Consider the following 26455-nt stretch of genomic DNA (forward strand, 5'->3'; position numbering starts at 1 on the left):
CCCCCCCCCACGTTTGAGGGAGACATGAAGTTCCACGGAGTGCTGTTCTTCCCGGTCACGCCGTTCGCGGCGGACGGTTCACTGGACGAGGAACGGCTGGCCCAGCACATCGAGTCGGGTGTCGCCGCGGGCGCGGGAGGTGTGTTCGTCGCCTGCGGCACCGGCGAGTTCCACGCGCTGTCGACCGAGGAGATCGAGCGGGCCACCCGGGTCGCCGTGCAGACCACGGCCGGACGCGTGCCCGTCCTCGCGGCGGCCGGCGGCCCCACACCGGTCGCGCGCGACCAGGCCGCCCGCGTCGAACGCGCCGGCGCCGACGGCATCCTGCTGCTGCCGCCCTACCTCGTCAGCGCCCCGCAGCAGGGCCTGGTGCGCTACGTCGAGGAGGTCATCGCCGCCACGGACCTGCCGGTGGTCTTCTACCAGCGGGGCACCGCCCGGCTCAGCGCGGAGACGGCCGCCGAGATCGCCGCCCTGCCCGGTGTCGTCGGCTTCAAGGACGGTATCGGGGACATCGAGCGGATGCACCGCATCGTCCGCGCGGTGCGAGCCGTGCCGGGCACGGAGGACTTCCAGTTCTTCAACGGGCTGCCCACCGCCGAGATGACCGCGCCCGCCTACCAGGGCATCGGCGTGGAGCTGTACTCCTCGGCGGTGTTCGCCTTCGCCCCGGAGATCGCCCTGGCCTTCCACCGGGCCCTCGCCGAGGACGACGACGCGCTGGTCTCGCGGCTCCTCGACGAGTTCTACGGCCCGCTGGTCGCCCTGCGCGACGAGGTCCCCGGGTACGCCGTGTCGCTGGTCAAGGCCGGTGTGACCCTGCGCGGACTGGATGTCGGCGGTGTACGGGCGCCCCTGATCGACCCGACGCCGGAGCACATCGCCCGGCTCGCGGAACTCCTCGACCACGGCCTGGAGGTGGCCGCCGCATGAGTGCCACGCGCATCCGTGAGCTGATCATCACCCCGATCGCCTTCGGCGACCCGCCGCTGCTCAACTCCAACGGCGTGCACGAGCCGCTCGCCCTGCGGATCATCCTCCAGCTGGTCCTGGAGGACGGCACGGTGGGGATCGGCGAGTCCCCGGGGGGCGCGGCCCGCCTGGAGCGGCTGCACGCCGCCGCGAAGGTCGTCGTCGGCATGGACGTCTTCGACACCACCGCCGTGTCCGCCGCGATCGACGCGGCGCTGCTGCCGACCGTACCGAGCTCCCACGAGCGCGGCTGGACCACCTCGGCGGTCGAGGTGGCCTGCCTGGACGCGCAGGGCAGGCTGCTCGGCCGTCCGGTCAGCGACCTGCTGGGCGGGAAGGTCCGTGACGCGGTGCCGTTCGCCGCCTACCTCTTCTACAAGTGGGCGGAGCACCCCGCGCTCGACGGCCGTGCGGCGATCGGCGACGACTGGGGCGAGGCCCTCGATCCGGCCGGCATCGTCGAGCAGGCCCGGCTGATGCAGGAGCGTTACGGGTTCCGGTCGTTCAAGCTCAAGGGCGGTGTCTTCCCGCCCGACGAGGAGATCGCCGCGATGCGCGCCCTCGCGGAGGCCTTCCCCGGGCAGCCGCTGCGGCTCGACCCGAACGTGGCCTGGACGGTGGAGACGTCGAAGTACGTCGCCCGTGAACTCGACGGCGTGCTGGAGTACTTGGAGGATCCGACCCGGGGCATCCCCGGGATGGCGGAGGTGGCGAAGGACTCCCCCATGCCGCTCGCGACCAACATGTGCGTGATCGCCTGGGAGCATCTGAGGCCGAGCGTCGAGCAGGGCGCGATCCAGGTCCTGCTCACCGACCACCACTACTGGGGCGGGCTGCGCCGCACCCGGGAACTGGCCGCCGTGTGCGAGGCGTTCGGGCTCAGCCTGTCGATGCACTCCAACTCGCACCTGGGCATCAGCCTCGCCGCGATGACCCACGTCGCCGCCGCCATCCCGAACCTCGACCACTCCTGCGACACGCACTACCCGTGGAACTCCGCGGACGACGTGATCGTCCCCGGCGCGCTGGAGCTGCGCGACGGGGAGGTCAAGGTGCCCACCGGGCCGGGATTGGGCGTCGAACTCGACCACGACCAGCTGGAGCGACTGCACCGGCGGTACGTCGACTCGGGGAAGCGCAGCCGGGACGACACCGGTTACATGCGGCGGTTCCGGCCGGAGTACGAGTTGAAGCTCCCCCGCTGGTGACAACCGTGCGTGACGCGCACGAAGTTGAACGCGGTTGTGCGGAACGTGCCTTCCGCTGCCCTCGTTCGACCGGGACCGGCAGGCCCCAAACGCCACACCGCGCCACCCCTTCCGACGCGTAGAAATATCTACGAGCATGGCTACGTCCGGGCGGCACGCGGAACCCCGCGGGCCACCGGCCGTGTCCAGCGCGCGCCCGACCGCGGCGCCACCGACTGTGCCTGGGGTGGCCATGCAGAGCGTCATGTGGAAGCAAGCCGTCGAGTGGCTCGCCGCGGCCGCCACGGACCCCAAGGAGTGCAAGCGGGAGTGGGACTACGGCGCGGGGACCATGCTCGTGGAGGCCGGGCGGTACTGGGACGTGCTGAGCGTCCCCGACCGGCTCGGCCTGCTCGCGTTGGACATCCTGTGGCGCGATCCGCTGAAGGTGCCGGGCCCCACTCTGGTGGACTGCGCCGCGCGCAGAGTGGGGTTCTTCCTGCCGCCCGATCCGGTCAGCGAGTGGATCGGCTTCGGCGTACGGCATGTCGGCCGGGGCTCCTGGGTCGCGGTGCCGCCGCCGTACCGTCCCGCCGGCCGGCTGGAGTGGCTCGTGCCGCCGGACGGGACCGGCGCCCTGCACACCCCCGGCCCGCTCGAATCGGCCCTGCGGGAGGCCAGCGGAACCCTCGCGGTACTGGCACCGGTCAGCGCGGAGCCGGTGGTGACGGACGGCTGGTGAGGCGAGCGCCGGACGACGGCCCGGCTGCCCCCGGGTGCCGATCGGAGGCGGGGCGGGTACCTGCGGGCGCTGCCGGGCCCGGGCGCCGGCCGGCCGGCGGGTGAGGGGTGGCAGCCGGGTGAGGGGTGGCAACCGGGTGAGGGGTGGCAGCCGGACGGGAGGGGCCGGGAACGACCGGGCCCATGTGCCGGCCGGCGGTCCATGAGGGAACGGCGGTCCAGGTTTCGCTGTCGGCCGGCGGGCCCATGTGCCGGCCGGCGGTCCACGAGGGGACGGCGGTCCAGGTTTCGCTGTCGGCCGGCGCGGCGAAGGAGACCCACTGGCCGTCGCGGTGCTCCGGGACCGCGTGGCCCCGCGCCACCCACTCGGCGACCAGAGCCGCGTAGATCGGCGGATGTCCCGCGTATCCGCTGGTGAGTTCGGCGTACGAGCGGGGCACCGCGTCGTTCCCCGGACGGCGTCGCGCCGTCTCCGTGCTGTCCATGCCAGGGGAACGCGGCGCCGCGCACCGGTGGTACGCGGGCCGGACCCCGTCCGTCGGGTCGAGTGAACCCGTCACCCGGACGGCGGCATGCGGGCACCGGACAAACATCCAGTCAGGCGGTCGCCCGTTCAGAACGTCTCACCCCGGCCGCGACGGAGTTCTCGACCGGGGCCGACGCGTCCGGTAACACTGACCTCACCCCGAGAAACCGGTACGACGGCAGGGAGAGGCCATGTCACAGCGCCCTGACCTCATGCAGCGCAGGGCCGTGCTGGAGCACGAGTGGTCCCGCTGGGTGCCGCGGCTGAGCGTCCCGGGCACGCGGCCCGGCGGCACCGCCGCACTGCGCCATGAGGTGAGCGAGTCCTGGGCGCGTTCGCTGGGCAGCGTCGACCCGGGCCGCGACAGCGCACCCGTCACCGACGACGGCCGGGTGCACCAGCGCTGGACCTCGTCACCGCTGTACGGGCCGGTCTCCGCTCTCACCGGGGAGCTGCACAGCATCGCCGAGGACGCCGGGTTCGTCTCGGCGGTCACCGACGAGTCCGGCACCATCCTGTGGACCTGCGGCGGCCCGACCATGCGCCGCAGGGCCGAGCGGGTCAACTTCGCGCCGGGCGGCCGCTGGGACGAGCAGGCCATGGGCACCAACGCGCTGTCCCTCGCCCTGCGCACCGGCCGCCCCAGCTCCGTGTTCTCGGCCGAGCATCTGGTGTCGGCCCTGCACGGCTGGGTCTGTTACTGCGCGCCCGTGCACGGCAGGGACGGCAGCGTCCTCGGCGTGCTGGACCTGTCCACGACCTGGGACCGGTCGCACCCGCTGGCCATGTCCACCGTGCGCACCCTGGTGTCGACGATCGAGGCCCGTCTGACCACGGAGGTGTCCCGCCCGGCTCGGCTGCGGCTCACGTGCCTGGGCACCGAGCGAGCCGTGCACGACGGACGGTCACTCCCCCTGCGCCCCCGGCAGTTGGAGATCCTCACCCTCCTCGCGCTCGAACCCGACGGCTTCTCCCCGGAACGGCTGCGTGCGGCCCTGTACGGCGACCGGCCGGTCACGGCGTCCACCTTCAAGGCGGAGATCTCCCACCTGCGCCGGGCGCTGGGCGGCGCGATATCCCCCCGCCACTACGCCCTCACCGCCCCCGCGTCCTGCGACGCCGCAGACGTCCTGCGCGCGCTGGAGCAGGGCGACACGGACACCGCCCTGGGTCACTACGGCGGCCCGCTCCTGCCCCGCTCCGCGGCCCCCGGCGTCGAGGAGTGGCGCACCCGCCTCGAAGTGGCGGTACGCGAGGCCGTTCTGGCGAGCACCCGCCCGGAACACGCCCTGCGCTACGGCGAACGGGCCCCGTACGACGCGGAGATACACGAGCACGCACTGCGGCTGCTCGGCCCCGAAGACGCACGCCGCGCCATCGCGCAGGGCCGGCTGACGACGGCCCTGCGCGACTGACGCCCTGCGCGACTGACGGCCTGCGCGACCGGCACCCTGCGCGGCTGCCGTGTCGTCTCCGCACGCCAACCTTGCGCCAACCTCCCGGGAGCACAGTGAGGGACGTCGCGACCGTCCCGCACCGTCCTTCACCGAGGAGAGCCGCCATGGTGTACGCGCAGCCAGGAACCGAGGGCAGCATCGTTTCCTTCGCCCGCCGGTACGACAACTTCATCGACGGCGACTGGGCAGCACCGGTCGAGGGCCGCTACTTCGAGAACCCGACACCGGTGACCGGCAAGGCCTTCTGCGAGGTCGCCCGTTCCACCGCGGCCGATGTCGACCTCGCCCTGGACGCCGCGCACCGGGCGGCCGACGGCTGGGGCCGTACGTCCACGGCGGAACGCGCGAACGTCCTCAACAGGATCGCGGACCGCATCGAGGAGAACCTGGAGAAGATCGCGGTCGCCGAGACGTGGGAGAACGGCAAGCCGGTCCGCGAGACCCTGGCCGCCGACATCCCGCTGGCCGTGGACCACTTCCGGTACTTCGCCGGAGTCGTGCGCGCGCAGGAGGGCAGCATCGCGGAGATCGACGCCGACACCGTCGCGTACCACTTCCACGAGCCGCTGGGCGTGGTCGGTCAGATCATCCCGTGGAACTTCCCGATCCTCATGGCCACGTGGAAGCTCGCGCCCGCGCTGGCCGCCGGCAACTGCGTGGTCATCAAACCGGCGGAGCAGACCCCGGTCAGCCTGCTCTACGTCATGGACCTGATCGCCGACCTGCTCCCGCCGGGCGTGGTCAACGTGGTCAACGGCTTCGGCGTGGAGGCGGGCAAGCCGCTGGCGTCCAGCCCGCGGGTGGCGAAGGTGGCGTTCACCGGCGAGACGACGACCGGCCGCCTGATCATGCAGTACGCGAGCGAGAACATCATCCCCGTCACCCTGGAACTGGGCGGCAAGAGCCCGAACATCTTCCTGCCCGACGTCATGGCCGCCGACGACGACTTCCTGGACAAGGCGGTCGAGGGCTTCGTGATGTTCGCCCTCAACCAGGGCGAGGTCTGCACCTGCCCGTCCCGCGCCCTGATCCCCTCCTCCATCTACGACGACTTCATGGCCCGCTGTGTCGAACGCACCGAGGCGATCGTCGGCGGCGATCCGCTGGACCCGGCCACGATGATCGGCGCGCAGGCGAGCAACGACCAGTACGAGAAGATCCTCTCCTACCTCGACATCGGCAGGAAGGAGGGCGCGGAGGTCGTCACGGGCGGCAGGCCCCGCGCGGTGCCCGGCCTCGAGGGGGGCTACTACATCGAGCCGACCATCTTTCGCGGCACCAACGACATGCGGATCTTCCAGGAGGAGATTTTCGGCCCGGTCGTCTCGGTCACGACGTACGACTCGGTCGACGAGGCGCTGAAGATCGCCAACGACACGTTGTACGGCCTCGGCGCGGGCGTCTGGACCCGCGACGGCAACACGGCCTACCGCCTGGGCCGCGAGATCAAGGCGGGCCGCGTCTGGACCAACTGCTACCACGCGTACCCGGCCCACGCGGCGTTCGGCGGTTACAAGAAGTCGGGCATCGGCCGCGAGACGCACAAGATGATGCTGGATCACTACCAGCAGACGAAGAATCTTCTGGTGTCGTACGCGCCGAAGAAGCTGGGCTTCTTCTAAACACCTGCGAAGGTGTAGTCGTGGGAGGAGTTAGGAGTTAGGAGTATCCAGGTGGCTCGACTCAGTCATTGAGACTCCTCATGATCGATGCGGGCCAGGACCAGGATGTTGTCGGCGGCGGCGCTCCAGTCGGCAGCCTCCAGAGCCATGAGAGCGACGTGGGCCTGGCTGCCGGTTAGGACGGCCTGCACGGCGCTCGGGTGAGTGGGGTGGGTGTCGAGGCGGACGTGGGCGTCGATGGCGGGAGTTCCCGGGGCGGACCCGGCCGAGTGCGCCCGCCGCGCCGGCCAGAGCATCGGGTTCTCTTTCTGGTCTATCGAAGAGCACCGAGGCCCTTGTCTTGCCTGTGCAGCTACCGTCGCCTCGCCGTGCAACGGCGGTTCCCCAGTGATTTCGCCGCCGAAGATCGACGATGATGGAGCCCCTCTCACCAGACGACGACAAGGGGTGGGGACGTGGCTAGCCTGATCAGGCGCCAGGAGTATCCGGTGAATGTCGACTACCACGGGTGGGCCTTGCAGGACTTCGACGACACGCAGGTTCCTGTGCTGTTCCCCGAGGGTTTCGAGAGCGGCACGTTCCTCACTGATCATCCTGGGCGCCTTGATTTCTACAGTGCCGGGCACACCCACACCGCGTCCCTGACGGTGGAGGTCTGGGACGGAGAGCCGGCAGTGCCGGCCGGAGAGTGGGACGAGACAGCTCTGGCGAGCATCGTTTGTTCGGGCAAGTTGCGCGCCAGAGGTATGGCGGCGGGACCGATGCCAGAGGTGATCGAGTTGTCGGACGGGCCGGGTGTCTGGACGGTGCGCGTGGTGTGTACCGGCCGTGAGGCGGCATCTGCGCAGACCCGGCACGCGGTGGTGCACGGAGTCGAGCGCTACATCGCACAGTTCTGGCCGAACGCCTGAAGTGCTGGGGGCGGCTCCTCTCTCCGAGCCGCCCCCGCACCTGTCAAAGTCGCTCCGAAGTAATCTCGACCCAGAAGCCGTCGTCCGGTCCGTCTATGACCCTGTTCTTGCCACTCGTGGTCGGGGAGACGGTCGTGTAGCCCCCACGTCAACCGGACGTGTGATCCTGCGTGCTCGGCAGCCAGGGTCAAGTCGTCCTCAAGAGAGCGCCAGATCTTGGTTCCGTTCCATCCTCGGAACTCCTCTGCCAGTTCGGCAAGGAAGACGTCGAGGCCGTCACCGTCCCAGGTCCTCACCATGACCTCGATCCGCGCCGACTTACCTTGAGCTGTCACGAGGAAGTCGTGCATCAGGTCATCACGCTCTTCCGGGAAGGAACGTGTCAGCTTGTGGAAGCGCAGGCTGATTGTTCGATACCGGTCACCTCCGACGCGGACAACCGGGTTGGTCTCGTCTTCCTCCATCACGTGTGCAGGCTACGGGCACGGGATCCCCTGTGACCAGGAGTTTTGCCCCTCCTGCCTGACACCGGACGTCGGAGGAAGCCGAGCACAGCTGCGACGCGGTCATTCCGTTAGGAGCTATGAGTGGAGTTGGAAACCCTGATCACGGTCGCTCTGCAGCGGGAAATCTCCTCAGAGAGCGCGGCACAACTCCTTGCCGTAGCCGTTGATTGAGGCACCGGCGTCGAGGACGAGAACACACTGCTCTACTGCAGGGTCTGATCTTCATTGAGGCGAGGCAGTAAACAGTCCGGTACGGACAAACCCATACGCGGGCCGCTGTGCCCGGTCCGGCGCAGAGGGTCGCGGCAGAGGCCGGCGTACTGCTCCGCAGTGTGTGGGGTGGCTGGGTGATCTACCACCCGTCTCAAGCCCCGACCGCCGACCTGGACGGCTCTACGTCGGACACATCCGCGATGCGCTCCGATCAGCGGGAGGGCTGGGGCGAGAGGCCGTTGACGACGTACGTGATGTGGTACAGGAAGCGTTTCGGATTCTTCCAGGGTGCTTGGAGTGGGCGCCCTAGCTGGCGATTCGCCAGCTAGGGCGCCGTCATCTCCGTCGCGCGCACAGCACCCCGGCCGACCTGGTCAGCCGACGAACTCGACCATGGCGGTCGCCGTGCCGGGCACATGCCGGGCGTCGCCCGCGTAGGTGACCGTGTAGTGGGGATAGGTGTTCCAGTCGGGCGGGATGTCACTGAAGCCGAAGGTGCCGTCCCGTCGGACCTTCACGTCCGGCAGTTTTACGCCGTCGCGCGTCACCGTGACCGCCCTGTGCTTAGGGAAGGGGAGCAGCGAGGTCAATTTCCCCGTCACGGTGACCGGCGTGCCAACGGGGTTCGTCGGCGGGGCGGACAAAGTGATCGTGCTGGATGCCTTGGCGACGTCGGTGACGATGTCGAGAACGACGTCGCCCGAGTAGGGGAAGCGGGTGGTGAACAGCCTGTTGCCGTCAGGCGCCCAGGCCACGCCCCGGTCGAGCAGATCCGCGTACCCCTGCGACAACGCGACCGTGCGGTATGCGGCAGTCTCTCCCGGGCGGTAGACGTAGACGTCCCACTCCCCTCCCGCCACAATCCCCGCGGCAACCGTGCCGTGGGAGTCGACGGCGACGGAGTTGGGGTAGGGGCCGGTGTCGTACTGCGCCTCCTCCACCAGGTCCGACAGGCGCCACCGCTGGTGGTAGTAATTGGAGCCGTTCGCGGTGATCACACTGCTACCGTCCGGCGTCACCGCAACGTCCTCGACATCGGCGACGGCGTCGCTGTAGGCGGTCTCCTTGAGCGTGCCGGAGCCCACGTCGTACACGCGCATGCCCAGCGCGCCCTGGCTCTCAGCAGCGACGAGGCGGTCGGGCGCGCCCGGCGACGAGGCGAGTCGCGGCTTTCCGTACCAGACAGGGTTGTCGTCCAGGCTGACGGTCGGGGTCGCCTCGGCGATGGCGACCGAACCGATGCCGGCGTCGAAGACGGTGGCCTGGTAGCCGAAGAACAGCCGGCCGCCGGCGAGGGCGAGCGTCTCCGGTTCGGTGTCGGCCCCGGTTGAGATGCGCTGCTTCTCCGTCAAGGTTGCGGTGTCGATGACGGAGATCGCGTCAGCGTCCGGGAGCGCCACGTACAGGGTGGACCCGTCGGCCGACTCGGCCATGCCACGCGCCCCGTCGAGACCCTCCATCTTCTTCACGACCTGCCCGTCGTGGTCGGTGGCCAGCACCGCGTCGTCGCCGGGCGCGCTGACGTATACATGGCGGCTGTCGGCGAGGGTCTGCCAGTGCGACCGCACGGGCAGGACAATGCCGGCCAGGGGCTGTGCCGTTGCCGTTCCGGGGGCACCGAGCAGATTTAATGACGCGGTCACCAAGACCAGCGCGACACCCGCCGCACGTCTTCGTATACGCACTTCAGGACTCCTTCGGGAACGGATCCGGCCGCACGGCGCGGTCGGCGGAGCAACTGTACTTATCCGCAATGACATTGGGCCCGCAGGATGATTGCGTGCAGAGCGCACGCGAGGCCACGCCGCAGCCCCCGCCATCTGGCACTGCACATGATTGACCGGACAAGTCCGGACCGTGACCGGAGCCGCGCGGCTCCGGCAAGTACCCGTGGAAGCGGTGCTGCGCAAGGCCCACCCCGGCGCCGTCTGGGCGAATCTCGGCCGGCAGAGCAACCCGTTCAAGGAGATCCTCGACACCGTTCAGGCACTGGAACGGACAGCACCGGTGCTCCCGATGCTGCCCGGTGTCCCCGAGCGGCGCAGTTTCGACTACATCCGGCACGGGACCACCGATCTGTTCGCGGCGCTGGACATCGCCACCGGGAACTGGGCGGACCCGCGGTGGCGATGCTGGCCTGCGCGCTCGGCGGGGTGATGTCCGGCGTGATCGGCAAGGTGTCAGCCCGTCACGCCGCCGAGGACCTCCGCGACTTCCTGGACCTGCTCGACCACGAGGTGGAGCCCGGCCTGGCCGTGCACGTGATCTGCGACAACCTCTCCGCCCACAAGGCGCCGGTCGTGCACGAGTGGCTGGCTGCCCACCCACGTTTCGCCCACCTACTCGTCGTGGATCAACCATCTGGGCGTGGGGCTGCCCCGGGTGGTCGGGCTGGGATACGGGGCTCGGCCGAGAGCTGAGCGGAACCGGCCGCGCCCGGTACGGCAGCAGGGCCCGGACCGCGCGTCGCGGTCCGGGCCCTGCCCCGTGCGGTGCCGCCCTGCGGCGGCGGTGCGTCAACTCTGTGCGGTGTCGTCGCCCGTCTGCCCGGCGCCCTCGGCTGCGCCTGCCTTTTCGCGCATCTTGCGCACCAGCTCCGCCTTCCGGTCGGCGGCACTTTGGCGGTCGAGGTTGCGGTGCGGACCGTTGTTCTGCCGTTCGGCGCGGGACAGCTTCTTGCGCTTGCCGCCGCCCATGCCCACAGGGTTGTTGATGTTCTTGCTCACGGGTTCTCCCGGAATGAGGTGAAGTGATCTACGGATTCATCGGTGGGGGACGGGCGCGGCGGCGTCGAAGGACATCCGCAGGGGCCCGTCACGCTCTCACTCGCAAACCGGCGTCTGGAAGAACATGACCAAGACGTTACCCGGTTCCGTCGGCCCCGCACACCAAGTTTGCCGCCGTCCCGGCGTCGGCCGGGGCCTCGGCGATCACGGGGCCCGGCCAGATGGAGGCGAGCCAGTGGGGGTTCTGCACCGCTATTCCTGTCACGCCGCTATCACAAACCCCACGGACGCCCTCACGTCACGGGGCTCTGACCTGGACCTACGTGCTCGCCCTGGACCACCTGGACGCCCAGAGACGACTTCTACGACCTGTGCCATGTGGTACCGGGCCCACTCACTAGCACCACGTACCACTCATCAAGATCCGGACCAGGTGCGGACCGAATCAGCCTGGCACTCGACGTTTCCACTCTTTGTCGCAGGTCAGAAGCGAGGTCAGGCGTGTACCACCAAGAGACGAAGAACCTGCTGGTGTCGTACTCGCCGAAGAAGCTCGGCTTCCTCCAGGCACCTTCGGCGTGGTCTACAGCGCCGCGAACGGTGTGTGGCCCGCCTTCCCACGGCGAGATGTCACGACCCGGGTAGCCCGGTGAGACCGTCCTGGTCATCGGGCCTCGGCCGGTCGGCCCCGTGGCCGCCCAGCCCGCCTGCGCGATGGGCACCGTGCGGGTGCTGGGCACGGACCTGGTCGCGGAGCGCCGCGCCCTCGCCGCCGCCCTGGGTGTCGAGCCGGTCGAGGGCGCCGGCGCACGCTCGCCATACGGGAAATGACCGGCAGACGCGGACCGGGGCCGTGGGCTCGGACGCCACCATCGAACTCCTCAACCAATGCCCGTCGCCGCCCGCAACCGGCGTCGAGGATTCCGCAGTCCCGGGGTCGCGGCTCGGCCGGCTCAGCCGAGCAGTTGCGCACTGCTGACCGGTTCGCTCCGCTGCTGTCCATTGATGCGGTGCCGCTCGATGGAAGAGCGCCGGTACACCTCCTGCCGCACCCGCTGGATCTCGCCGATGGGCCGGTGCTCCTCTCGTGAGCGCCACGGTGTGATCGACGTGGCGTCGGCGGCCGCCAGGTTGTCGTCCCCGCCGATGTCCTGACGCGGGATGTCCACACGGGCGACGGTCACCCAAGGGGACAACTCTTCGGGCCACTTCACGGAGGTGTTGTCCACCGGCATACGAGCCAGATCGGTGTTGAGCTGCACCTGGAGCTCGAAGGAGTGGTCGCGCTCAGCGGCCTCGGCAACCAGGGTGCGGCGGAACGCCTCGTTGTCCGCGTGCACGTCCACGATCTGGTGCGTCAGCGCAGCCAGGGACCCTGCCGTCGGCACGGTGCGGATCTTGGCGATGTGATCGCCGTACCGGAAGGCACCCATGCTGTTGTAGGTGTACGACAACAGGTTCCTGCGCGGGACGGTGGTGAACGAGAGCATGGCGAACAGCTCGTCCCACAGCCAGCCGTCGGGATCGGTGAGCGCACCCCGGCGGGTCAGGAACTCCGCCATCCAGGTCTTGCGGCGGGAGGGGTCGGCCAGGCCCTCGGGCAGTTCCGCGAACAACTCCTCGATGACCATGTAGTCGTAGGCGGTGTTCGCGAAGAAGACCTCGTTGTTGATCAGGTTGAGGTCGAAGGTGCCGGTGTCCGGTTCGTCGGACAGCAGTGTGGGGCCGGGGACATCGAACATCTTGACGCCCATCCCACATGCCGCGCCCAGCTGGTGGTCGGGACGCTGGTGGCCCAGACCGTTGGAGTAGCGGACGACCGCGTCGTACTCGGCGGGCCGGGCGAAGATGCCCTGCCCGTGGAAGCCCGGGTTGTCACCGACGGTAACCGTGGCCTTGAGGAGGCCGTACGTCTTTCCGTGGGCCGTGCGGACGGCGCGGCCGACGGCCTCGCGCTCGACCGAGGCGCCGGTGCGTTGTGCCACCTGGGCGACCACTGCATCCAACTCCTCCTGATAGCTCGCCCGTTCGGCGGGGCGGTAATCCTCGTAGTGGACAGGATCCATGGTGCTGCCTCCGGTGATGAGTCGCTGATCTCAGACGCTAGCCAGCAATTAAATTGTGCACAACATAACCAGCTGTGATGAACCCCACGCCGACGTGCCCGCAGCGGACAGGGGTCGAGCCCTGACCCGTCGGCCGATCTCCACCCAGGGGCCACATCAATCCCGAAACGTGACCCACGGCAGGCTTTCGGACATCCCAACCAGTCGGTATGGTGCGCCGCCTGTAGCACTCTTCTCTGTTCACCGCACGGATCCGAGCCGTAGTGGAAGGCCAGGCGATGACGTACGCCGACGAGAACCGGTACCCACCATCAGCACCCGCGGGATGGCCGCCGCCGCACCTCGAACCTCATGGGATCCGCTCCGGGCACGAGACGTACGGGCAGAGTTCGTGGCCGGAGTCGTACGGCCACGACGTCCCGCGATACGACTCGTACGGACGGCAGGCCCCCTGGGACGCCGCCTACGCGCACGGGACGCATCAGTATGACGACGACCTCGCCGCCCTCCGCTCGGCCTACCGCGTGCTCCGGCGGATCTCCACGCTCACCGCGCTCGGCTCCTTCGTGGTGTATGTCGTGCTGTCCTGCTACGCGCCCGGTCTGATGGGTTCCAAGATCATCGGAGAACTGAGTCCGGGCATGGCCTGGGGAGTCCTCCAACTCGTCGTCACCTTCGCGGCCGTCTCCTGGTACGGACGCAGCGCACAACGTTCGGTGGATCCGCTGGCCCGCGCCGTCAGGGAGCGAGCGGTACCCGCCGGCCGGAACGCGGGGGCGACGAGATGACCGAATTCAGCTCCGGGGCGCAGGCCATCGTCCTGGTTCTGTTCACCACGCTGGTCACCGTCACGCTGATGATGTGCGTCATGGCGGGACCGGACCGCGACGACCTGGCGAACTTCTACACCGGCTACCTGTCGCTCACCCCGCTCAGGAACGGCCTGGCGATCGCCGGCGACTACATCTCAGCGGCCACGGTGCTGAGCACGACCGGCATCATCGCGCTCACCGGATACGACGGCTATGTCCTCGCGGTCAGTACCGCCCTGTCCCTGGTGCTGCTGATGTTCCTGCTGGCCGAACCCCTGCGCAACGCCGGTAGGTTCACCATGGGTGACGTCCTGGCCCGCAACATGCCCGGACGGGCCGTGCGTATCGCGGCCTGCCTGGTGACACTCTCGGCGACGCTGCCCTTTCTGGTCGTCCAGCTCTCCGGAGCCGGATCGCTGCTCACCTTCATCCTGAACATCCCGCACGCGGCGGGCGCCAGGACGGCGTCCATCGTCATCGTCGGCACTCTGATGATCATTTATGCGGCGATCGGCGGTATGAAGGGCACCGCGCTCATCCAGATGATCAAGATCGTGCTCCTCATCGGCACCAGCGTCGTCGTCGCCGCTCTCGTACTGAACCGCTTCGACTGGAGCCCCGGCGCCGTCCTCAGGGCCGCCCAGCACGGCAGCGGTGCGGGCCCCGCATACCTTCAGCAGGGCCTGCAGCTCGGCACTTCGGCCGGTGGCCGACTGGACTTCGTCAGCTTCCAGATCACCATCATCCTCGGGGTGGCCTGCCTGCCCCACATCACGATGCGCCTGTACTCCGCGCAGGACGTACCGGCCGTGCGTCGCTCCATGTCATGGGCAGTGGGCACGGTCACCACGTTCTGCCTGCTCGTGATCATCATGGGTACGGGCGCGGCGGCCCTGGTGGGATCCCAGCACATCACCGCGGCCGATCCTCACGGCAGAACGTCGCTGCTCATGCTGTCCCAGATGCTCGGCGGAGCCCCCGGCTCCGCAGGCGCGACGATGCTCTACTCGGCCGTGGCCGGCATGGTGTTCATCACTCTGTTGTCGTCGGTCGCGGGGATGACCCTGGCAGCGGCCTCGTCACTCGCCCACGACCTGTTCGCCCATGCGGTGCGGCGGGGACGGGCCGAGCCGCGTACCGAGATGACGGTGGCGGCGTGGACGAGCGTGGTCGTGGGGATCGTTGCCATCGGGCTCGCCACCACCGTGCAGAACTGGGACGTCGGCGTGCTGACCACTCTGGCCGTCTGCATAGGAGCATCGGCGGTGGCACCCGCGCTCACCTACTCCCTGTTCTGGCGGGGCTTCACGCGCACCGGCCTGCTCGCCACCCTCTACGGCGGCGCGGCCGGCGCCCTGCTGCTCATGGTCTTCTCCAAGGCCGTTTCGGGCACGCCGTCCGCCGTCTTTCCGAATGCCGACTTCGACCTGTTCCCGATGCAGACCACAGGACTGGTCTCCATTCCGTTCGGCTATCTCGCGGGCTGGCTGGGCAGCCTCCTCGACCACCGGCGCCGCGCAGCCGACAGCCGTGAGCACCGGCGCCTGTACGAGGAGAGCGAGGCACGGTTGCTCGCGGCAGCCGAATGAGTACGGCGGCGCGGGCGGGCCGACCCCAGGGGGCCTCCCGCGCCGGCCGGGAAGACGGTCAGACGACCGTGCCGGTCAGTGGTTGTTCGGTCCACACGGTCTTGCCCTCCCGGGTGTAGCGGGTACCCCAGCGTTCGGTCATCTGGGCCACGAGGAACAGGCCCCGCCCACCCTCGTCGGTGGTACGGGCGTGGCGCAGGTGCGGTGAGGTGTGGCTGGTGTCGCTGACCTCGCACACCAGGCACCGTTCACGGATCAACCGCAGGGTCGCAGGACCGCCGGCGTAGCGGTAGACGTTGGTGACCAGTTCGCTGGCGATCAACTCGGTGGTGAACGCCAGGTGCTCCAGACCCCACTCGGTCAACTTGGCCGTGGTCAGCGCCCTGGCCCGGGCGGCGCCGGCAGGCCCGTGCGGCAGACGCCAGGAGGCGACATTGTCCGACGGCAGCATGCGCGTGCGGGCGATCAGCAATACGACGTCGTCGCTGGGGCGCGAGGGCACGAGGGCGTCGACCACCGCTTGGCATGTGCGTTCCAGCGCGCCCGCGGGGTGGGCGAGCGCTGCCCGCAGCTTCGCCAGGCCGATGTCGGCATCGATGTGGCGTTCGCCGATGATTCCGTTGGTGTACAGGCACAGCAGACTTCCCTCGGCCAGTTCGATGTCCCGGGCCTCGAACGGCAGGCCGCCCAGGCCGAGCGGTGGGCATGCGGGCAGGTCGAGCAGAGACACCTGGCCATCCGGAGCGGTCACCACCGGCGGTGGATGACCGGCGCGGGCCACGGAGCAGCGTCCGGAGACCGGGTCGTACACGGCGTACAGGCAGGTGGCGCCGACGACCTGCTCCCCCACGGGCCGTTCGCCGACTGCTTCCTGTTCGGCCGCCAGCAGGTTGACCAGGTCGTCGAGGCGGGAGAGGACCTCGTCCGGTTCCAGGTCGAGGCTGGCGAGCGTGTGGACGGCGGTGCGCAGCCGGCCCATGGTCGCGGCAGCATGGATGCCGCGTCCCACCACGTCGCCGACGACGAGCGCGACCCGGGCCCCAGACAGGGGAATGACGTCGAACCAGTCGCCGCCCAGACCCGGGCCGGCGCTGGCCGGCAGGTACCGCAGGGCCACCGCGACGGCCGACTGGTCCGGAACCGCCCGGGGCAGAAGGCTGCTCTGCAAGGCGAACGCGGTCTGCTGCTGCTGGGTGAAGCGCCGGGCGTTGTCGATGGCGACGGCGGCGCGCGAGGCGAGTTCCTGAGCGAGGGTGAGATCGTCCGCCTCGAAGGCATCGGGGCGGCGCGAGCGCCACAGGGTCATCACACCGAGCACCAGGCCACGCGCGGCAAGAGGTACCACGATCAGGGAGTGAGCGCCCGGATCCGGAGCGTGTGCACCCTGACGGTCTTCCGCCGAGAACCAGTCGGGCGGGACAACCGGCTCCAGGACGGGCCGTCCCTCGGCCAGACAGCCGGCCTGTGGCGTACCGGGCCCGAAGGCCACGGGCTCGCCTTGGGGGTGAGGCGGGCCGGGTTGCTGGGCACCGATGCTGCAGGTCCCCAGTCGGACCACGGGCCCGGCAAGGGCGCGAGTCGGTTCCTCACCTCGCGTCACCGCCTGAAGCAGGTCCACGGACGCATGGTCGGCGAGGTGCGGCACCATCACCTCGGCGAGTTCCCGGGCAGTCTCGGCCACGTCGAGAGTGGTTCCGATACGGCTGCCGGCCTGGTCGAGGAGTGCGAGCCGGCGCTGGGCCCGATGGCGTTCGGTGATGTCCTCGATCATCTCGGCCACACCCAGGACGCGGCCCGAGGGGTCTTCCAACCGGAAAGACGACACCAGCGCGACCTGCTCGCGTGCCGGATCCTGCTCCAGGCGAGCGAACTGCTCGGAGTAGACCAGGGGTCTTCCGGTCTCCATCACCTCGCGCACCCGGTCCACAGCCTTGCGCGCGTCGTCGGGGAGGAGCATCCGCCCGGTGGGCAGCCCCCGGAAGTCCGCTGCCGGGACGCCGCTGAACCGTTCGATGGCGCGGTTGACCCGCAGAATCCTCAGGTCGGGGCCGTGGACGACCAGGCCGATCGGGCACTGCCGGTACAACCCGTCGAGAACCGCGTGGTCCCTTTGCCGTTCGAGGACGTCATCCGCGAGTGCCCCCGCAAGGAACCACTCGCGGACCCGGCCATCGCGGGACAGTTCGTGAGCCCTGACCCCCAGCTCCACAAGCCGCCCGTCACGGTGGCGCAATCCGAGCACGCCGACCCATCCGCCGGCACTGCGGCACCTCGCCGCGGCATCAGTGACAGCCGGCCGATCACGAGGAGCGACAAGGACCTCGACCGCCGGACGACCGATCACGGCTGTGTCCGGGTGACCGAGCAGTTCCTGAGCCCGCCGGTTCCATGCGACCACCACTCCCCGGTCGTCGAGCACCGCCGAGGCAGCCAGGTGCGGGGCGAACGGATCGTCGTGGCCCGCGCTGAGCTCCGTCATCCGCTTCTCCGCCCATGGACACCACCGTGTACCGGGTCGCCGATGTCCGCGGGTCCTGACCGTGGCCGGTGACCGGCATGACGGCGTTCGTGGCGCTGGCTCGGCGTTCCCGCATGCACACGAACTGCTGACCATGCAAGCCTATTGAAATCCCGCGGAGGACGCCCGCCTCGCCCGTCGCGTCGCGTGGCGTGGCGTGGCGGGCATGAGGGATGACGTCGGGCACGGCGGCCCCCTCAGGACGAACCGTTACGGGACTTCGCCCCGCGCAGCCCCGCCGGACCCGGTAGCGGTGTCCCCGCCCCGCGGCACGCTGCGGGCCGCTTCACGGATGGGCGTCCCCGGTCCGGTGTCCCCGCATCCCCGAGGCGGGGCTGCGCAGTCGCCCGCCTCTGACAGTTCCCAGGGCAGGCTTGTCGGATCTCACCCGCCGTGTCGGCGAGGAGGGTGCGCCGCATGGGATCCGCGCCGACCCGGTCGTCGTCCCGGGCCTGATCGACATGCCCCCGGGCCGCGAGGCCCCGGCCCGGCGGGCGTAGCGTGCCACCTCCTCGCATGCCGCCCGGCCGCCGGGGCGCCGCTTGGCAGGTCGCCGCAGCCGTCAAGATCTCCGGCGGCCTCCGGGCGGGGGCGGTCCCGAGAGGTCAGGGCATCGACCGGGACCGCCCCCGCCGGCTCACTTCGCCAGCGGGCCGAACTCCTTGCGGGTGTCCACCGGCTTGCCGAACAGCTGCCACCGCTCGCCCTTGAACCGCATCAGCTGCATCGTCTCGATCGGGAAGGCGTCATCGGGACCGGTGGAGAGGGTGACACCGGGCAGCAGCATGTCCACCTTGACGTCCTTGAGGTTGCGCACCGCGTCCCGCAGCCCCTCCCTGGTCGGGCACTTCATCGCGTCCAGGGCCTTGTGCAGGCTGGAGGCGGCGGCCCATCCGTAGGCGTTGAACTGGTTGGCCGGGTCGGAGTCGGGCGCGTACGTGCGCAGCGCGTCCTGGTACGTCTTCATCTCCGCGTCGTCGGCCCACTGCGGATCGGCGGGGTCCTTGAAGTAGGTCGCCGAGACCACGCCCTGGACGTTCTTGAATCCGACGGGCTTGAGCACGGTGGCGGACGAGGAAACGTTGTTGACGATGTGCAGCGGGTTCCACTTGGTGTTCTTGGCATCGGCGGCGAGTGCCTGGCTGCCGAACTTCGGCGTGGTGATGTTGAGCAGCACATCCGCCTTGGACCGGGCGAGGCTCGTCATCTGTGCCGAGACGGACGGGTCGGTGACCTCGTAGCTCTCCTCGGCGGCCACCTTGATACCGCCGCCGGCGATGGCCGCCTTGAACCCGCCGAGCAGGTCCTTGCCGAAGTCGTCGTTCTGGTAGAGGACGGCGACCTTGGCCTTGGGCTTCTCCTCCTTGAGGTACTTGGCGTACACCCGTGCCTCGGCGATGTAGTTGGGCTGCCAGCCGGAGGTCCACAGGTGGTCGCCGTCCGTACCCCAGACGGAGGCGCCGGTGGCGACGAAAGGCTGCGGCACCTTGCGCTTGTTGAGGTAGTCCCACACGGCGGCCGTGGACGGGGTGCCCAGGGTCTGGAAGACAGCGAAGACCTTCTCCTGCTCGACGAGTCTGCGGGCCTCCTCGACCGCCTTGGGCGGCTGGTAGCCGTCGTCGCGGACGACGAACTCCACCTTGCGGCCGTCTATGCCGCCCTTGTCGTTGACGTGCTTGAAGTAGGCGCTCACGCCTTTGCTGATGGTGCCGTACGCGGAGGCCGGTCCCGACAGGGGGTAGATGCCACCCAGCCTGATGGACTTGTCGGTGATACCGGTGGTCTGCTGGCCCTGGCACGCTCCGTCGGCGGCGGCGTCCTTGTCGTCCTGCCCGCGCTGGCTGTTGCAGGCGGTGGCGAGGAGCAGGGCGGCGGCCGCGGCCGCGGCCGCCCGCAGAGTGGTCGTCTTGCGCATGTGGTTCAGTCCTTTTCCGTGCGGGGCTGTGCGCCCACGGGTTCGGCATCGACAGGTGCTGGATCCGCCGGGGCGGGGGACGCGGAGGGTTCGGAGTCGGGCGTCCGGTCGTCGGCGGCGGGCGGGGTGGTGCGGGTGAGGCGACTGGCGGCGACACCGCGGAGACGGCCCGCCAGGCCGGCCAGTCCCGTCGGTGCCACGAACATCACCGCGATGATCAGCAGGCCGAACACCACACCCGGTGCCGCGTCGCTGATGTCCTGGGCCACGCTCGGCACGTACATCACGAAGGCCGCGCCCAGCAGTGGTCCGTACAGCGAGGCGAGCCCTCCGACCACCAGGCCGGCCAGGAGCGTGATGGACAAAACGAAGCTGAACGAGTCGGGTGAGACGAAGCCGATGACCCAGGTGTAGACGCAGCCGGAGACACCCGCGAACAGCGCGCTCCACGCGAAGGCGAGGGTCTTGTGCAGCGACAGCCGTACTCCCATGACCTCCGCGGCGCTCTCGTTGTCCCGCATGGCGAGCAGTGCCCGGCCGACCCGGGAGCGCAGCAGGTTGCGGGCGAGCAGCAGGGCCACCGCGGTGACGGCGAGGACGACGAAGTACGTCCACTGGTCCTCGGCGAGCCCGCTCCACGCGGGCGCCTGCAGCTTGTCCACGGTCAGTCCCATGGAGCCGCCCGTCACCGGTTCGAGCCGTTTGAGCAGCGGTGGCAGGAACACCGCGAACGCGAGCGTGACCAGGGCCAGGTACAGCCCGCGCAGACGCAGGGCGGGCACACCGAAACCGAGACCCAGCAGGAAGCATCCGACGGCCGCGACCGGCAGCGTGGCCAGGTGGCCGGTCTCGTAGCGGTCGAGCATGACCGCCGCCGTGTAGGCCCCCGCCGCGAAGAAGGCGCCGTGCCCGAGGGAGATCTGCCCGCCGAATCCGACCAGCAGGTTCAGTCCGGCCAGCGCCACGGCGTAGAGCAGCACCATGGTCAGCTGAAAGACCTGGAAGGGGGCGAAGTAGAACGGTGCGCCGAGGGCGACACCCGCTGCGAGCAGCGTGGTGAGCGTGGCCCGCAGGCGGCGGGCGCGGCCGGTGCCCAGTGTTGCGGTGATCGTGCTCATGCGCGTTCCACCGCCGCCCGTCCGAAAAGGCCCTGGGGCCGCACCAGCAGCACCGCCAGGATGATCACCAGGGGGACGCCCACCTTCAGATCGGCACCGATCACGTCCACGTACGCCCCGGCCAGCGTCTCGGCGACGCCCACGAGCAGGCCGCCGACGACCGCACCGACCGGGCTGTCGAAGCCGCCGAGGGTGGCCGCGGCGAAGGCGTAGATCAGTACCCCGCCCATCATGTTGGGCTCCAGGAACAGCACCGGCGCGACGAGCACGCCCGACACCGCGCCGACCGTCGCGGCCAGCCCCCAGCCGAGCATCAGCACGCGGCCGACCCTGATACCCGACAGCCGGGCGGAGGCGGGGTTGCCGGCGACCGCCCGCATCACCAGGCCGACGGAGGTGTGCTGGAACAGCACGTACAGCAGGCTCATCACGACGGCCACCACCGCGATGATCCCGAGGCTCGACCAGTCCACGCGCACCCCGCCCAGGTCGATCCCGCCGTCGGGGAACGGCTGCGGAAAGTCCTTCACGGTGAACGACCAGATCAGACCGGCCATCGCGTTGACGAAGATGAACAGGCCCACCGTGACGATGACCATGGTGAGTTCGGGCGCGTTCTGCACCGGGCGGATGACGATCCGTTCGACCAGCATGCCGCCGGCGAAGGACACCGCAAGGGTCACCGGCAGTGCCAGCCAGAACGACATCCCGGACGCCACGAGTTGCCACGCCACGTAGGTGGAGATCATGGCGAGCTCGCCCTGCGCGAAGTTGACGATCCCGGTGAACCGGTGGATCAGTACCAGGGCCAGCGCCAGGCTGGCATAGACCGCGCCGGAGCCGACGCCTTCCACCACTTGCTGGAGCAGTTCGGTCACGGCGCTCATCCGCCCTTGCCGGAACGGACGGAGACACCGAGATACACCTCGGCGACCTGCCCGTCCTCGCGGATCTCCTGGGACGGCCCGGACAGCACCAGGCGGCCGGCCTCCAGTACGTGGGCCCGGTGCGCGACATCCAGCGCGAGTTGGGCGTTCTGTTCGACGACGATCACGGTGGTGCGTTCCTCCTCGTTGACGGCACGGACGATCTCGAACAGCTCGCGCGTGACCAGCGGCGCGAGGCCCAGCGACGGCTCGTCCAGGAGCAGCAGCGAGGGCCGCAGCATCAGCGCCCTGCCGATGGCGAGCATCTGCTGTTCGCCGCCGCTGAGGCTGCCGGCGGCCTGGCGGGAGCGCTGGCGGAGCTTGGGGAAGTAGCCGTAGACGCGCTCCAGGTCGGCCGCGACGGCCGTGCGCTCGGTGCGGCCGTCGCGACGCCACCGGCCGGTGCGCAGGTGGGCGCCGACGCGCAGGTTCTCCTCGACGGTCAGGTCGTTGAAGGTGCCCCGGCCCTCGGGTACGTGCGCGACGCCGAGACGGGCGGTCTGCTCGGGCGAGCGGCCCAGCAGCTCCGTACCGTTCAAGGTCACCGAGCCGCGTCCGCGGACCATGCCGCACAGAGCTCGCAGCGTTGTCGTCTTGCCCGCGCCGTTGGGGCCGAGGATCGCGCACACCTCGCCGCGGGCGACGGAGAAGTCGAGCCCCTGAACCACGCGGGCCTGGCCGTATCCGGCGTGCAGGCCGGCGACCTTCAGGAAGTCCGGCTCCGCGGTCGCCTGCGCGGCCTCGGTGCTGTCGGTTGCGGGTTCCGTCATGCCGCCACCCCCAGGTACGCCTCGATGACCGCCGGGTCGCGCTGGATCTCGTCCGGTGTGCCTTCGGCGATCTTGCGTCCGAAGTCGAGGCAGACGACCTTGTCGCACAGGCCCATCACGAACCCCATGTGGTGTTCGACCACGACGAGCGTGAGGTCGAACTCCTGGCGCACCGACCGGACCAGATCCGCGAATTGGTCGACCTCGCCGTGGCTGAGTCCGTTGACGGGTTCGTCGAGCAACAGAAGCCGGGGCCGTACCGCGAGCGCCCGGGCGAGTTCGACCCGTTTGAGGGTGCCGAACGGCAGCCCGGAGGCGGGGTGGTCGGCGACATCCGCCAGGCCGAGACGCCGGAGCAAGTCGTCCGCCTGGTCACGTAGTTCCCTCTCCTCCCGCCGGACGTGGGGCAGCCCGAGCGCCGCGGCGAGGTGTCGCGTGCGCCCCCGGCTGTGGGCGCCGACCATGACGTTCTCCCGAACCGTGAGCTGTGGGAACAGACCGAGGTTCTGGAAGGTGCGGGCGATGCCGCGCCCGGCCACGGAGTGCGGCGGGAGGGCGAGCAGGTCCTCGTCCTCGAACCGCACCGTCCCCGCATCAGGGGTGCAGCGCCTGGTGAGGCAGTTGAACAAGGTGGTCTTGCCGGCTCCGTTCGGTCCGATGAGCCCCACGGCGGTGCCCGGCTCGACGGTGAACGCGACACCGTCCAGTGCCGTGATCCCGCCGAAGCGCACGCTGATACCGTCGACCGCGAGCATGAGTGACGCCCCTTCCGAGGTACTGGGGGGTAGGCGAGCGTCACAGTAGGTGGGGGCCTTCCGAGCGCACATTGGGTGTGAGCACCCAACTTCACGGCCTCCGACTTGTGCGCCGCGCCCATCTCGCCCGACCTGTCGCCCGCCGAGCCTGTTGACGGGACACGAGGAGTGCAGCGACCATCGGCGCCATGCCTCGCGGACCCGCCCCCGGCGCCCCCGCCCTGACCGAACCCCTCAGCCGGGAGCGGCACCGGATCCTGCACTCGGTCCAGGACCGGCTCGAGGACGTGGCGAAGACCGCCGTCGCGGTCATGCGCACGGAGATCCCGTCCTACGCGCTGCAGGACGAGCGGTTCTTCGACGACGTACGGGACCAGGTCCTCGCGCACTACCGGATGCAGCTGGCCGCGCTGGCCGGCGACCGGGACATCGCCCCCGAAGACCTGGTCTTCAGCCGTGCGGCAGCCATGCGCAGAGCACGCGCGGGGTTCGCCCTCGAGGACTGGATCAGTGCCTTCCGGGTCGGCCGGCAGGTGCTGTGGGACGCGCTGCTGGACTGCGCGGGCATGTCCGCCGAGGCACAGCAGGCCGCGCTGTCGCTCGTCACACCGCTGATGCGGTATGTCGACTACGCCAGCACCCATGCCGCGCAGGCCTATGTGGAGTACGAACAGCACGTGGTAGCCGACGCGGACCGGGAGCGCCGGGATCTCCTGGACCAGCTCCTGGCCGGCACGGCTCCGGCACGCGGTCCGCTGCTCGCGGCGGCACAGGCGTACGGCATCGGACCGCACTCGCCGATGATGGCGGTCGTGGCGGTGTGCGTAGGCGACACCCGCACCGGCGACCCCACCTCGGCCGAGCACGGCTACGCGACCAGCGCGTCCATCGGCATCGCCGGGCCCTGGGCCGGCCGAACCCTGGTCGTCGTACGCCACGGCGAGGTGGTGGCCGTGCCCGTGGTCCGCACCGGCATGGACGCGGAGGACATCTGTACCCACTTCGAGGCGGTGCAGCGACGGCTCGCGCGCGAGGGAACCATGCTCGCCATGGGCATCAGCACAGTCGCCAGAGGCGCCGGTGAACTGCCGCGCGCCTACGAGGAGGCACGGGCCGCCCTCGACCTCGTGCCGAGCGATGGCGGGGTGGCGGCACTGCCGCGCCTGTCCCCCTTCGACTACCTGGCGCTGCGCGCGGACGACCTCGCCCGCCAACTGGTCGATCCCCGCGTACGTGCGCTGCTGGAGGACGACCGCAGACGTGGCGACACGCTGGCGGCGACCATACGGGCCTTCGCGGAGGCCGATCTCAACCTGCGGCTGGCTGCCGACCGGCTGCGGGTGCACCACAACACGGCCCACTACAGACTGCGCCGGATCGAGGAACGCACCGGGCGCAATCCGCGCCGGATCGCCGACCTCCTGGAACTGCTGGTCGCCCTCGCCATCCGCGACGGCGCCGGGGAAGGTGAGGATCACCAGTGAGCGGCATCGTGGAGCCTGCGGGGACCGGGACGGCGCGTCGGTTGCCGGACCCGCAGGACGGCACCGGTCTGCCGGAGGCACCCACCGGACAGAACCGAACGATCCGGAACGCGCTTCTCGACGCCGCGCTGGAGGTGTTCACCGAGCGCGGTTACGCCGAGGCCGGTCTCGCCGAGATCGCGACGCGCTCCGGCATCCCGGTGGGCAGCCTCTTCCAGCACTACGGCGGAAAGCGAGGGCTCTACCTCGCTCTTTGGGAGGAGTTCCGGGAGGAACAGGAGCGCCGGACCGCGGCCACGCTGTCCGCCGAGCGTGGCCTTGGCGTGGACGACCCCATCACCCTTTTCGTGGCGGGAGCCAGGGCCTATCTGGAGGGCGCCTGGGACAACCGGCGGTTCGGCAGACTCCTCGTGGAGGATGACGGCCCCACAGGCTTCGACGCCCTGCGACGCCAGTGGGACCGCGCCTGGGTGCGGCGCAACGCACGGCTCCTCGAAGTCGACGAGAAGCGCCGCGCCGGCCGGGTCCGGGTGCGGGTGCTGACCACCGTCATCGGAGGGGCGGCACGCGAACTGGGCGACTGCACGGACGAGGGAGAGGCCCGGGAGATCGTCGACGAGGTGTGCGGCATTCTCACGCACCTTTCGGCTGCGCCCGGCTGAGAAGCCCGGCGCACGGCTCGGTGCGGGGCCTCACGAGAGCAGCACCCATCTGCGGCCGTCCTGGTCCCCTACGAGATATGTCAGATTCGACTGGCCCAGCCCGATCCGCTCGAAGGCCAAGGGCCCGGCGAAGTCGACGCCGAGGGTCGCGAACCAGAGGCTCACCGCCCCGGCGTCGATTCCGACGATGTCCGCGCTAGACACCGATGCCGGCCCCTTGCCTGAACTGGGGCGCGTCACCGAGCAGTTGCCCCCCGTCGATCACCATGGTCTCGCCGGTGATCCAGCTCGCGGCGTCCGAGACGAGAAAGGCGACCGCGGAGGCGATGTCGGCAGGCTCCCCTATGCGGCCCAGTGCCACCGAGGCGGACACGGCCTGCTCGTGCTCCTTCCACAGGGCCTCGGCCAGCTTCGTGCGCACCACACCCGGTGCCACCGCGTTGACGCGGACCTTCGGCGAGAGCTCCAGTGCCAGTTGCCTGGTGAGATGGATCAGTGCGGCCTTCGAGGCGTTGTACAACCCGATGTTCGCCTCGGAGACCATGCCGCCTACCGACGCCGTGTTGACGACCGCCCCGCCGTGCTCACCCATCCAGGCCCGGTTGGCCAGCCCCGTCCACAGGACGGGCGCCCACAGGTTCACGTCGAAGGTCTTCGCGAACCGGCCGTGGTCCTGGTCGATGACCGGCCCGAAGGCCGGGTTGGTCCCCGCGTTGTTGACGAGGATGTCCAGGCTGCCGAAGCGCTCGAGCGTCAGATCCACGCAGCGCTGGGCCGCCTCTTCGTCGACCGCGTGCGCACCGACGCCGACCGCTGTGCCCCCGACCTGGGCCGCGGCGGCGTCCACCGCCTCCTGGGACCGGGACGTGAGGACGACGTTCGCGCCGACCGCGGCGATGGCCCGGGCGATCGCCAGCCCGATACCGCGTGAGGCCCCGGTGACGACGGCGGTGCGACCGGTGAGATCGAGTCCCGCCAT

26 protein-coding genes and 1 pseudogene are annotated in these 26455 nt (G+C 69.9%); 14 read left to right on the top strand and 13 right to left on the bottom strand.

All coding sequences use genetic code 11. From position 1 onward, the window contains the following. The first annotated feature begins 24 nt into the window (after positions 1-24). From FDO69_RS37550 to adh, 5 genes are all read left to right on the top strand, one after another. Positions 25-933 (top strand): 5-dehydro-4-deoxyglucarate dehydratase, encoded by a 909-nt coding sequence (locus tag FDO69_RS37550; protein WP_104787830.1) that lies wholly within the window; start codon positions 25-27, stop codon positions 931-933. Then, positions 930-2180 carry a glucarate dehydratase family protein gene (locus FDO69_RS37555; RefSeq protein WP_104787833.1) on the top strand — a complete coding sequence of 417 codons (1251 nt, stop codon included), beginning with the start codon at positions 930-932 and terminating at the stop codon, positions 2178-2180. The genes FDO69_RS37550 and FDO69_RS37555 overlap by 4 nt, the downstream gene beginning before the upstream one ends. A gap of 232 nt (positions 2181-2412) precedes the next feature. Continuing rightward, positions 2413-2901, top strand: coding sequence for a hypothetical protein (locus FDO69_RS37560; RefSeq protein WP_104787957.1), 489 nt, complete (start codon positions 2413-2415; stop codon positions 2899-2901). Between the two features lie 716 nt (positions 2902-3617). Continuing rightward, positions 3618-4841, top strand: a complete 1224-nt coding sequence (locus FDO69_RS37565; protein ID WP_104787839.1) for a sigma-54-dependent transcriptional regulator family protein — start codon at positions 3618-3620, stop codon at positions 4839-4841. Positions 4842-4987: 146 nt separating this feature from the next. Continuing rightward, entirely contained in the window at positions 4988-6505 is a 1518-nt protein-coding gene (gene adh, locus FDO69_RS37570; protein ID WP_104787842.1) for an aldehyde dehydrogenase, read from the top strand. Between the two features lie 74 nt (positions 6506-6579). On the opposite strand, the pseudogene FDO69_RS37575 reads toward adh, so the two are convergent. After that, a pseudogene (locus FDO69_RS37575) lies at positions 6580-6801 on the bottom strand (hypothetical protein); the annotation flags it as partial. A gap of 159 nt (positions 6802-6960) precedes the next feature. Here FDO69_RS37575 and FDO69_RS37580 point away from each other — a divergent pair. Beyond that, complete coding sequence (locus tag FDO69_RS37580) at positions 6961-7416, top strand: hypothetical protein (protein WP_104787844.1); 456 nt, start codon at positions 6961-6963, stop codon at positions 7414-7416. Here FDO69_RS37580 and FDO69_RS37585 read toward each other — a convergent pair. Both FDO69_RS37585 and FDO69_RS37590 read right to left on the bottom strand, forming a co-directional pair. Further along, complete coding sequence (locus tag FDO69_RS37585; RefSeq protein ID WP_234388277.1) at positions 7386-7880, bottom strand: DUF6228 family protein; 495 nt, start codon at positions 7878-7880, stop codon at positions 7386-7388. The two genes, FDO69_RS37580 and FDO69_RS37585, sit on opposite strands and share 31 nt — an antisense overlap. Before the next feature lie 629 nt (positions 7881-8509). Further along, a complete protein-coding gene (locus FDO69_RS37590) occupies positions 8510-9703 on the bottom strand; it encodes a hypothetical protein (protein ID WP_234388272.1) in 1194 nt (397 codons plus the stop codon). Between the two features lie 289 nt (positions 9704-9992). Here FDO69_RS37590 and FDO69_RS43175 point away from each other — a divergent pair, with 289 nt between their 5' ends. Both FDO69_RS43175 and FDO69_RS42525 read left to right on the top strand, forming a co-directional pair. Further along, on the top strand, positions 9993-10292 hold the full coding sequence (locus tag FDO69_RS43175) for a hypothetical protein (RefSeq protein ID WP_420878574.1): 300 nt from the start codon (positions 9993-9995) through the stop codon (positions 10290-10292). Further along, complete coding sequence (locus tag FDO69_RS42525) at positions 10259-10555, top strand: hypothetical protein (RefSeq protein ID WP_234388273.1); 297 nt, start codon at positions 10259-10261, stop codon at positions 10553-10555. The genes FDO69_RS43175 and FDO69_RS42525 overlap by 34 nt, the downstream gene beginning before the upstream one ends. 96 nt (positions 10556-10651) lie before the next feature. On the opposite strand, the gene FDO69_RS37605 is transcribed toward FDO69_RS42525, so the two are convergent. Further along, positions 10652-10861 carry a DUF6243 family protein gene (locus tag FDO69_RS37605; protein WP_104787853.1) on the bottom strand — a complete coding sequence of 70 codons (210 nt, stop codon included), beginning with the start codon at positions 10859-10861 and terminating at the stop codon, positions 10652-10654. A 690-nt stretch (positions 10862-11551) separates the two neighbouring features. On the opposite strand from FDO69_RS37605, the gene FDO69_RS42530 reads away from it, so the two are divergent. Further along, the gene (locus tag FDO69_RS42530) at positions 11552-11692 is read left to right on the top strand and encodes a hypothetical protein (RefSeq protein ID WP_234388274.1); all 141 of its coding nucleotides are present in this window, start codon (positions 11552-11554) and stop codon (positions 11690-11692) included. Between the two features lie 122 nt (positions 11693-11814). On the opposite strand, the gene FDO69_RS37615 is transcribed toward FDO69_RS42530, so the two are convergent. Further along, on the bottom strand, positions 11815-12927 hold the full coding sequence (locus FDO69_RS37615) for a catalase family protein (RefSeq protein WP_104787855.1): 1113 nt from the start codon (positions 12925-12927) through the stop codon (positions 11815-11817). Between the two features lie 278 nt (positions 12928-13205). Here FDO69_RS37615 and FDO69_RS37620 point away from each other — a divergent pair, with 278 nt between their 5' ends. Together FDO69_RS37620 and FDO69_RS37625 are read left to right on the top strand one after the other, a co-directional pair. Then, a complete protein-coding gene (locus FDO69_RS37620; protein ID WP_104787858.1) occupies positions 13206-13715 on the top strand; it encodes a DUF485 domain-containing protein in 510 nt (169 codons plus the stop codon). Further along, entirely contained in the window at positions 13712-15328 is a 1617-nt protein-coding gene (locus FDO69_RS37625; protein ID WP_104787860.1) for a sodium/solute symporter, read from the top strand. Before FDO69_RS37620 ends, FDO69_RS37625 begins: the two co-directional genes overlap by 4 nt. 58 nt (positions 15329-15386) lie before the next feature. Here the strand turns inward: FDO69_RS37625 and FDO69_RS37630 are convergent, their stop codons facing one another. After that, positions 15387-17807 (bottom strand): SpoIIE family protein phosphatase, encoded by a 2421-nt coding sequence (locus FDO69_RS37630; RefSeq protein ID WP_104787863.1) that lies wholly within the window; start codon positions 17805-17807, stop codon positions 15387-15389. A 413-nt stretch (positions 17808-18220) separates the two neighbouring features. Between FDO69_RS37630 and FDO69_RS42820 the strand changes: the two genes are divergently transcribed. Further along, positions 18221-18346, top strand: coding sequence for a hypothetical protein (locus tag FDO69_RS42820; RefSeq protein WP_267896273.1), 126 nt, complete (start codon positions 18221-18223; stop codon positions 18344-18346). Positions 18347-18483: 137 nt separating this feature from the next. Here FDO69_RS42820 and FDO69_RS37635 read toward each other — a convergent pair whose 3' ends face one another. Genes FDO69_RS37635 through FDO69_RS37655 form a run of 5 tightly spaced genes read right to left on the bottom strand, consistent with a single transcriptional unit; the run spans position 18484 to position 23330 of the window. Further along, positions 18484-19761, bottom strand: a complete 1278-nt coding sequence (locus tag FDO69_RS37635) for an ABC transporter substrate-binding protein (RefSeq protein ID WP_104787866.1) — start codon at positions 19759-19761, stop codon at positions 18484-18486. Between the two features lie 5 nt (positions 19762-19766). Further along, positions 19767-20879 (bottom strand): branched-chain amino acid ABC transporter permease, encoded by a 1113-nt coding sequence (locus tag FDO69_RS37640; RefSeq protein ID WP_104787869.1) that lies wholly within the window; start codon positions 20877-20879, stop codon positions 19767-19769. Continuing rightward, positions 20876-21766 carry a branched-chain amino acid ABC transporter permease gene (locus FDO69_RS37645; protein WP_104787872.1) on the bottom strand — a complete coding sequence of 297 codons (891 nt, stop codon included), beginning with the start codon at positions 21764-21766 and terminating at the stop codon, positions 20876-20878. Before FDO69_RS37645 ends, FDO69_RS37640 begins: the two co-directional genes overlap by 4 nt. Continuing rightward, positions 21763-22575 carry an ABC transporter ATP-binding protein gene (locus FDO69_RS37650; RefSeq protein ID WP_104787875.1) on the bottom strand — a complete coding sequence of 271 codons (813 nt, stop codon included), beginning with the start codon at positions 22573-22575 and terminating at the stop codon, positions 21763-21765. Before FDO69_RS37650 ends, FDO69_RS37645 begins: the two co-directional genes overlap by 4 nt. Further along, positions 22572-23330 (bottom strand): ABC transporter ATP-binding protein, encoded by a 759-nt coding sequence (locus FDO69_RS37655; RefSeq protein ID WP_167526766.1) that lies wholly within the window; start codon positions 23328-23330, stop codon positions 22572-22574. Before FDO69_RS37655 ends, FDO69_RS37650 begins: the two co-directional genes overlap by 4 nt. Positions 23331-23518: 188 nt before the next feature. On the opposite strand from FDO69_RS37655, the gene FDO69_RS37660 reads away from it, so the two are divergent. Both FDO69_RS37660 and FDO69_RS37665 read left to right on the top strand, forming a co-directional pair. Then, positions 23519-24814 (top strand): PucR family transcriptional regulator, encoded by a 1296-nt coding sequence (locus FDO69_RS37660; protein ID WP_104787880.1) that lies wholly within the window; start codon positions 23519-23521, stop codon positions 24812-24814. Further along, the gene (locus tag FDO69_RS37665; protein WP_199838357.1) at positions 24811-25476 is read left to right on the top strand and encodes a TetR/AcrR family transcriptional regulator; all 666 of its coding nucleotides are present in this window, start codon (positions 24811-24813) and stop codon (positions 25474-25476) included. Before FDO69_RS37660 ends, FDO69_RS37665 begins: the two co-directional genes overlap by 4 nt. Before the next feature lie 30 nt (positions 25477-25506). Here FDO69_RS37665 and FDO69_RS37670 read toward each other — a convergent pair whose 3' ends face one another. Then, entirely contained in the window at positions 25507-25680 is a 174-nt protein-coding gene (locus tag FDO69_RS37670; RefSeq protein ID WP_199838358.1) for a hypothetical protein, read from the bottom strand. After that, the gene (locus FDO69_RS37675; RefSeq protein ID WP_104787883.1) at positions 25673-26455 is read right to left on the bottom strand and encodes an SDR family oxidoreductase; all 783 of its coding nucleotides are present in this window, start codon (positions 26453-26455) and stop codon (positions 25673-25675) included. Before FDO69_RS37675 ends, FDO69_RS37670 begins: the two co-directional genes overlap by 8 nt.

This window comes from Streptomyces tibetensis (assembly GCF_007655005.1).
Lineage (GTDB): Bacteria > Actinomycetota > Actinomycetes > Streptomycetales > Streptomycetaceae > Streptomyces > Streptomyces tibetensis.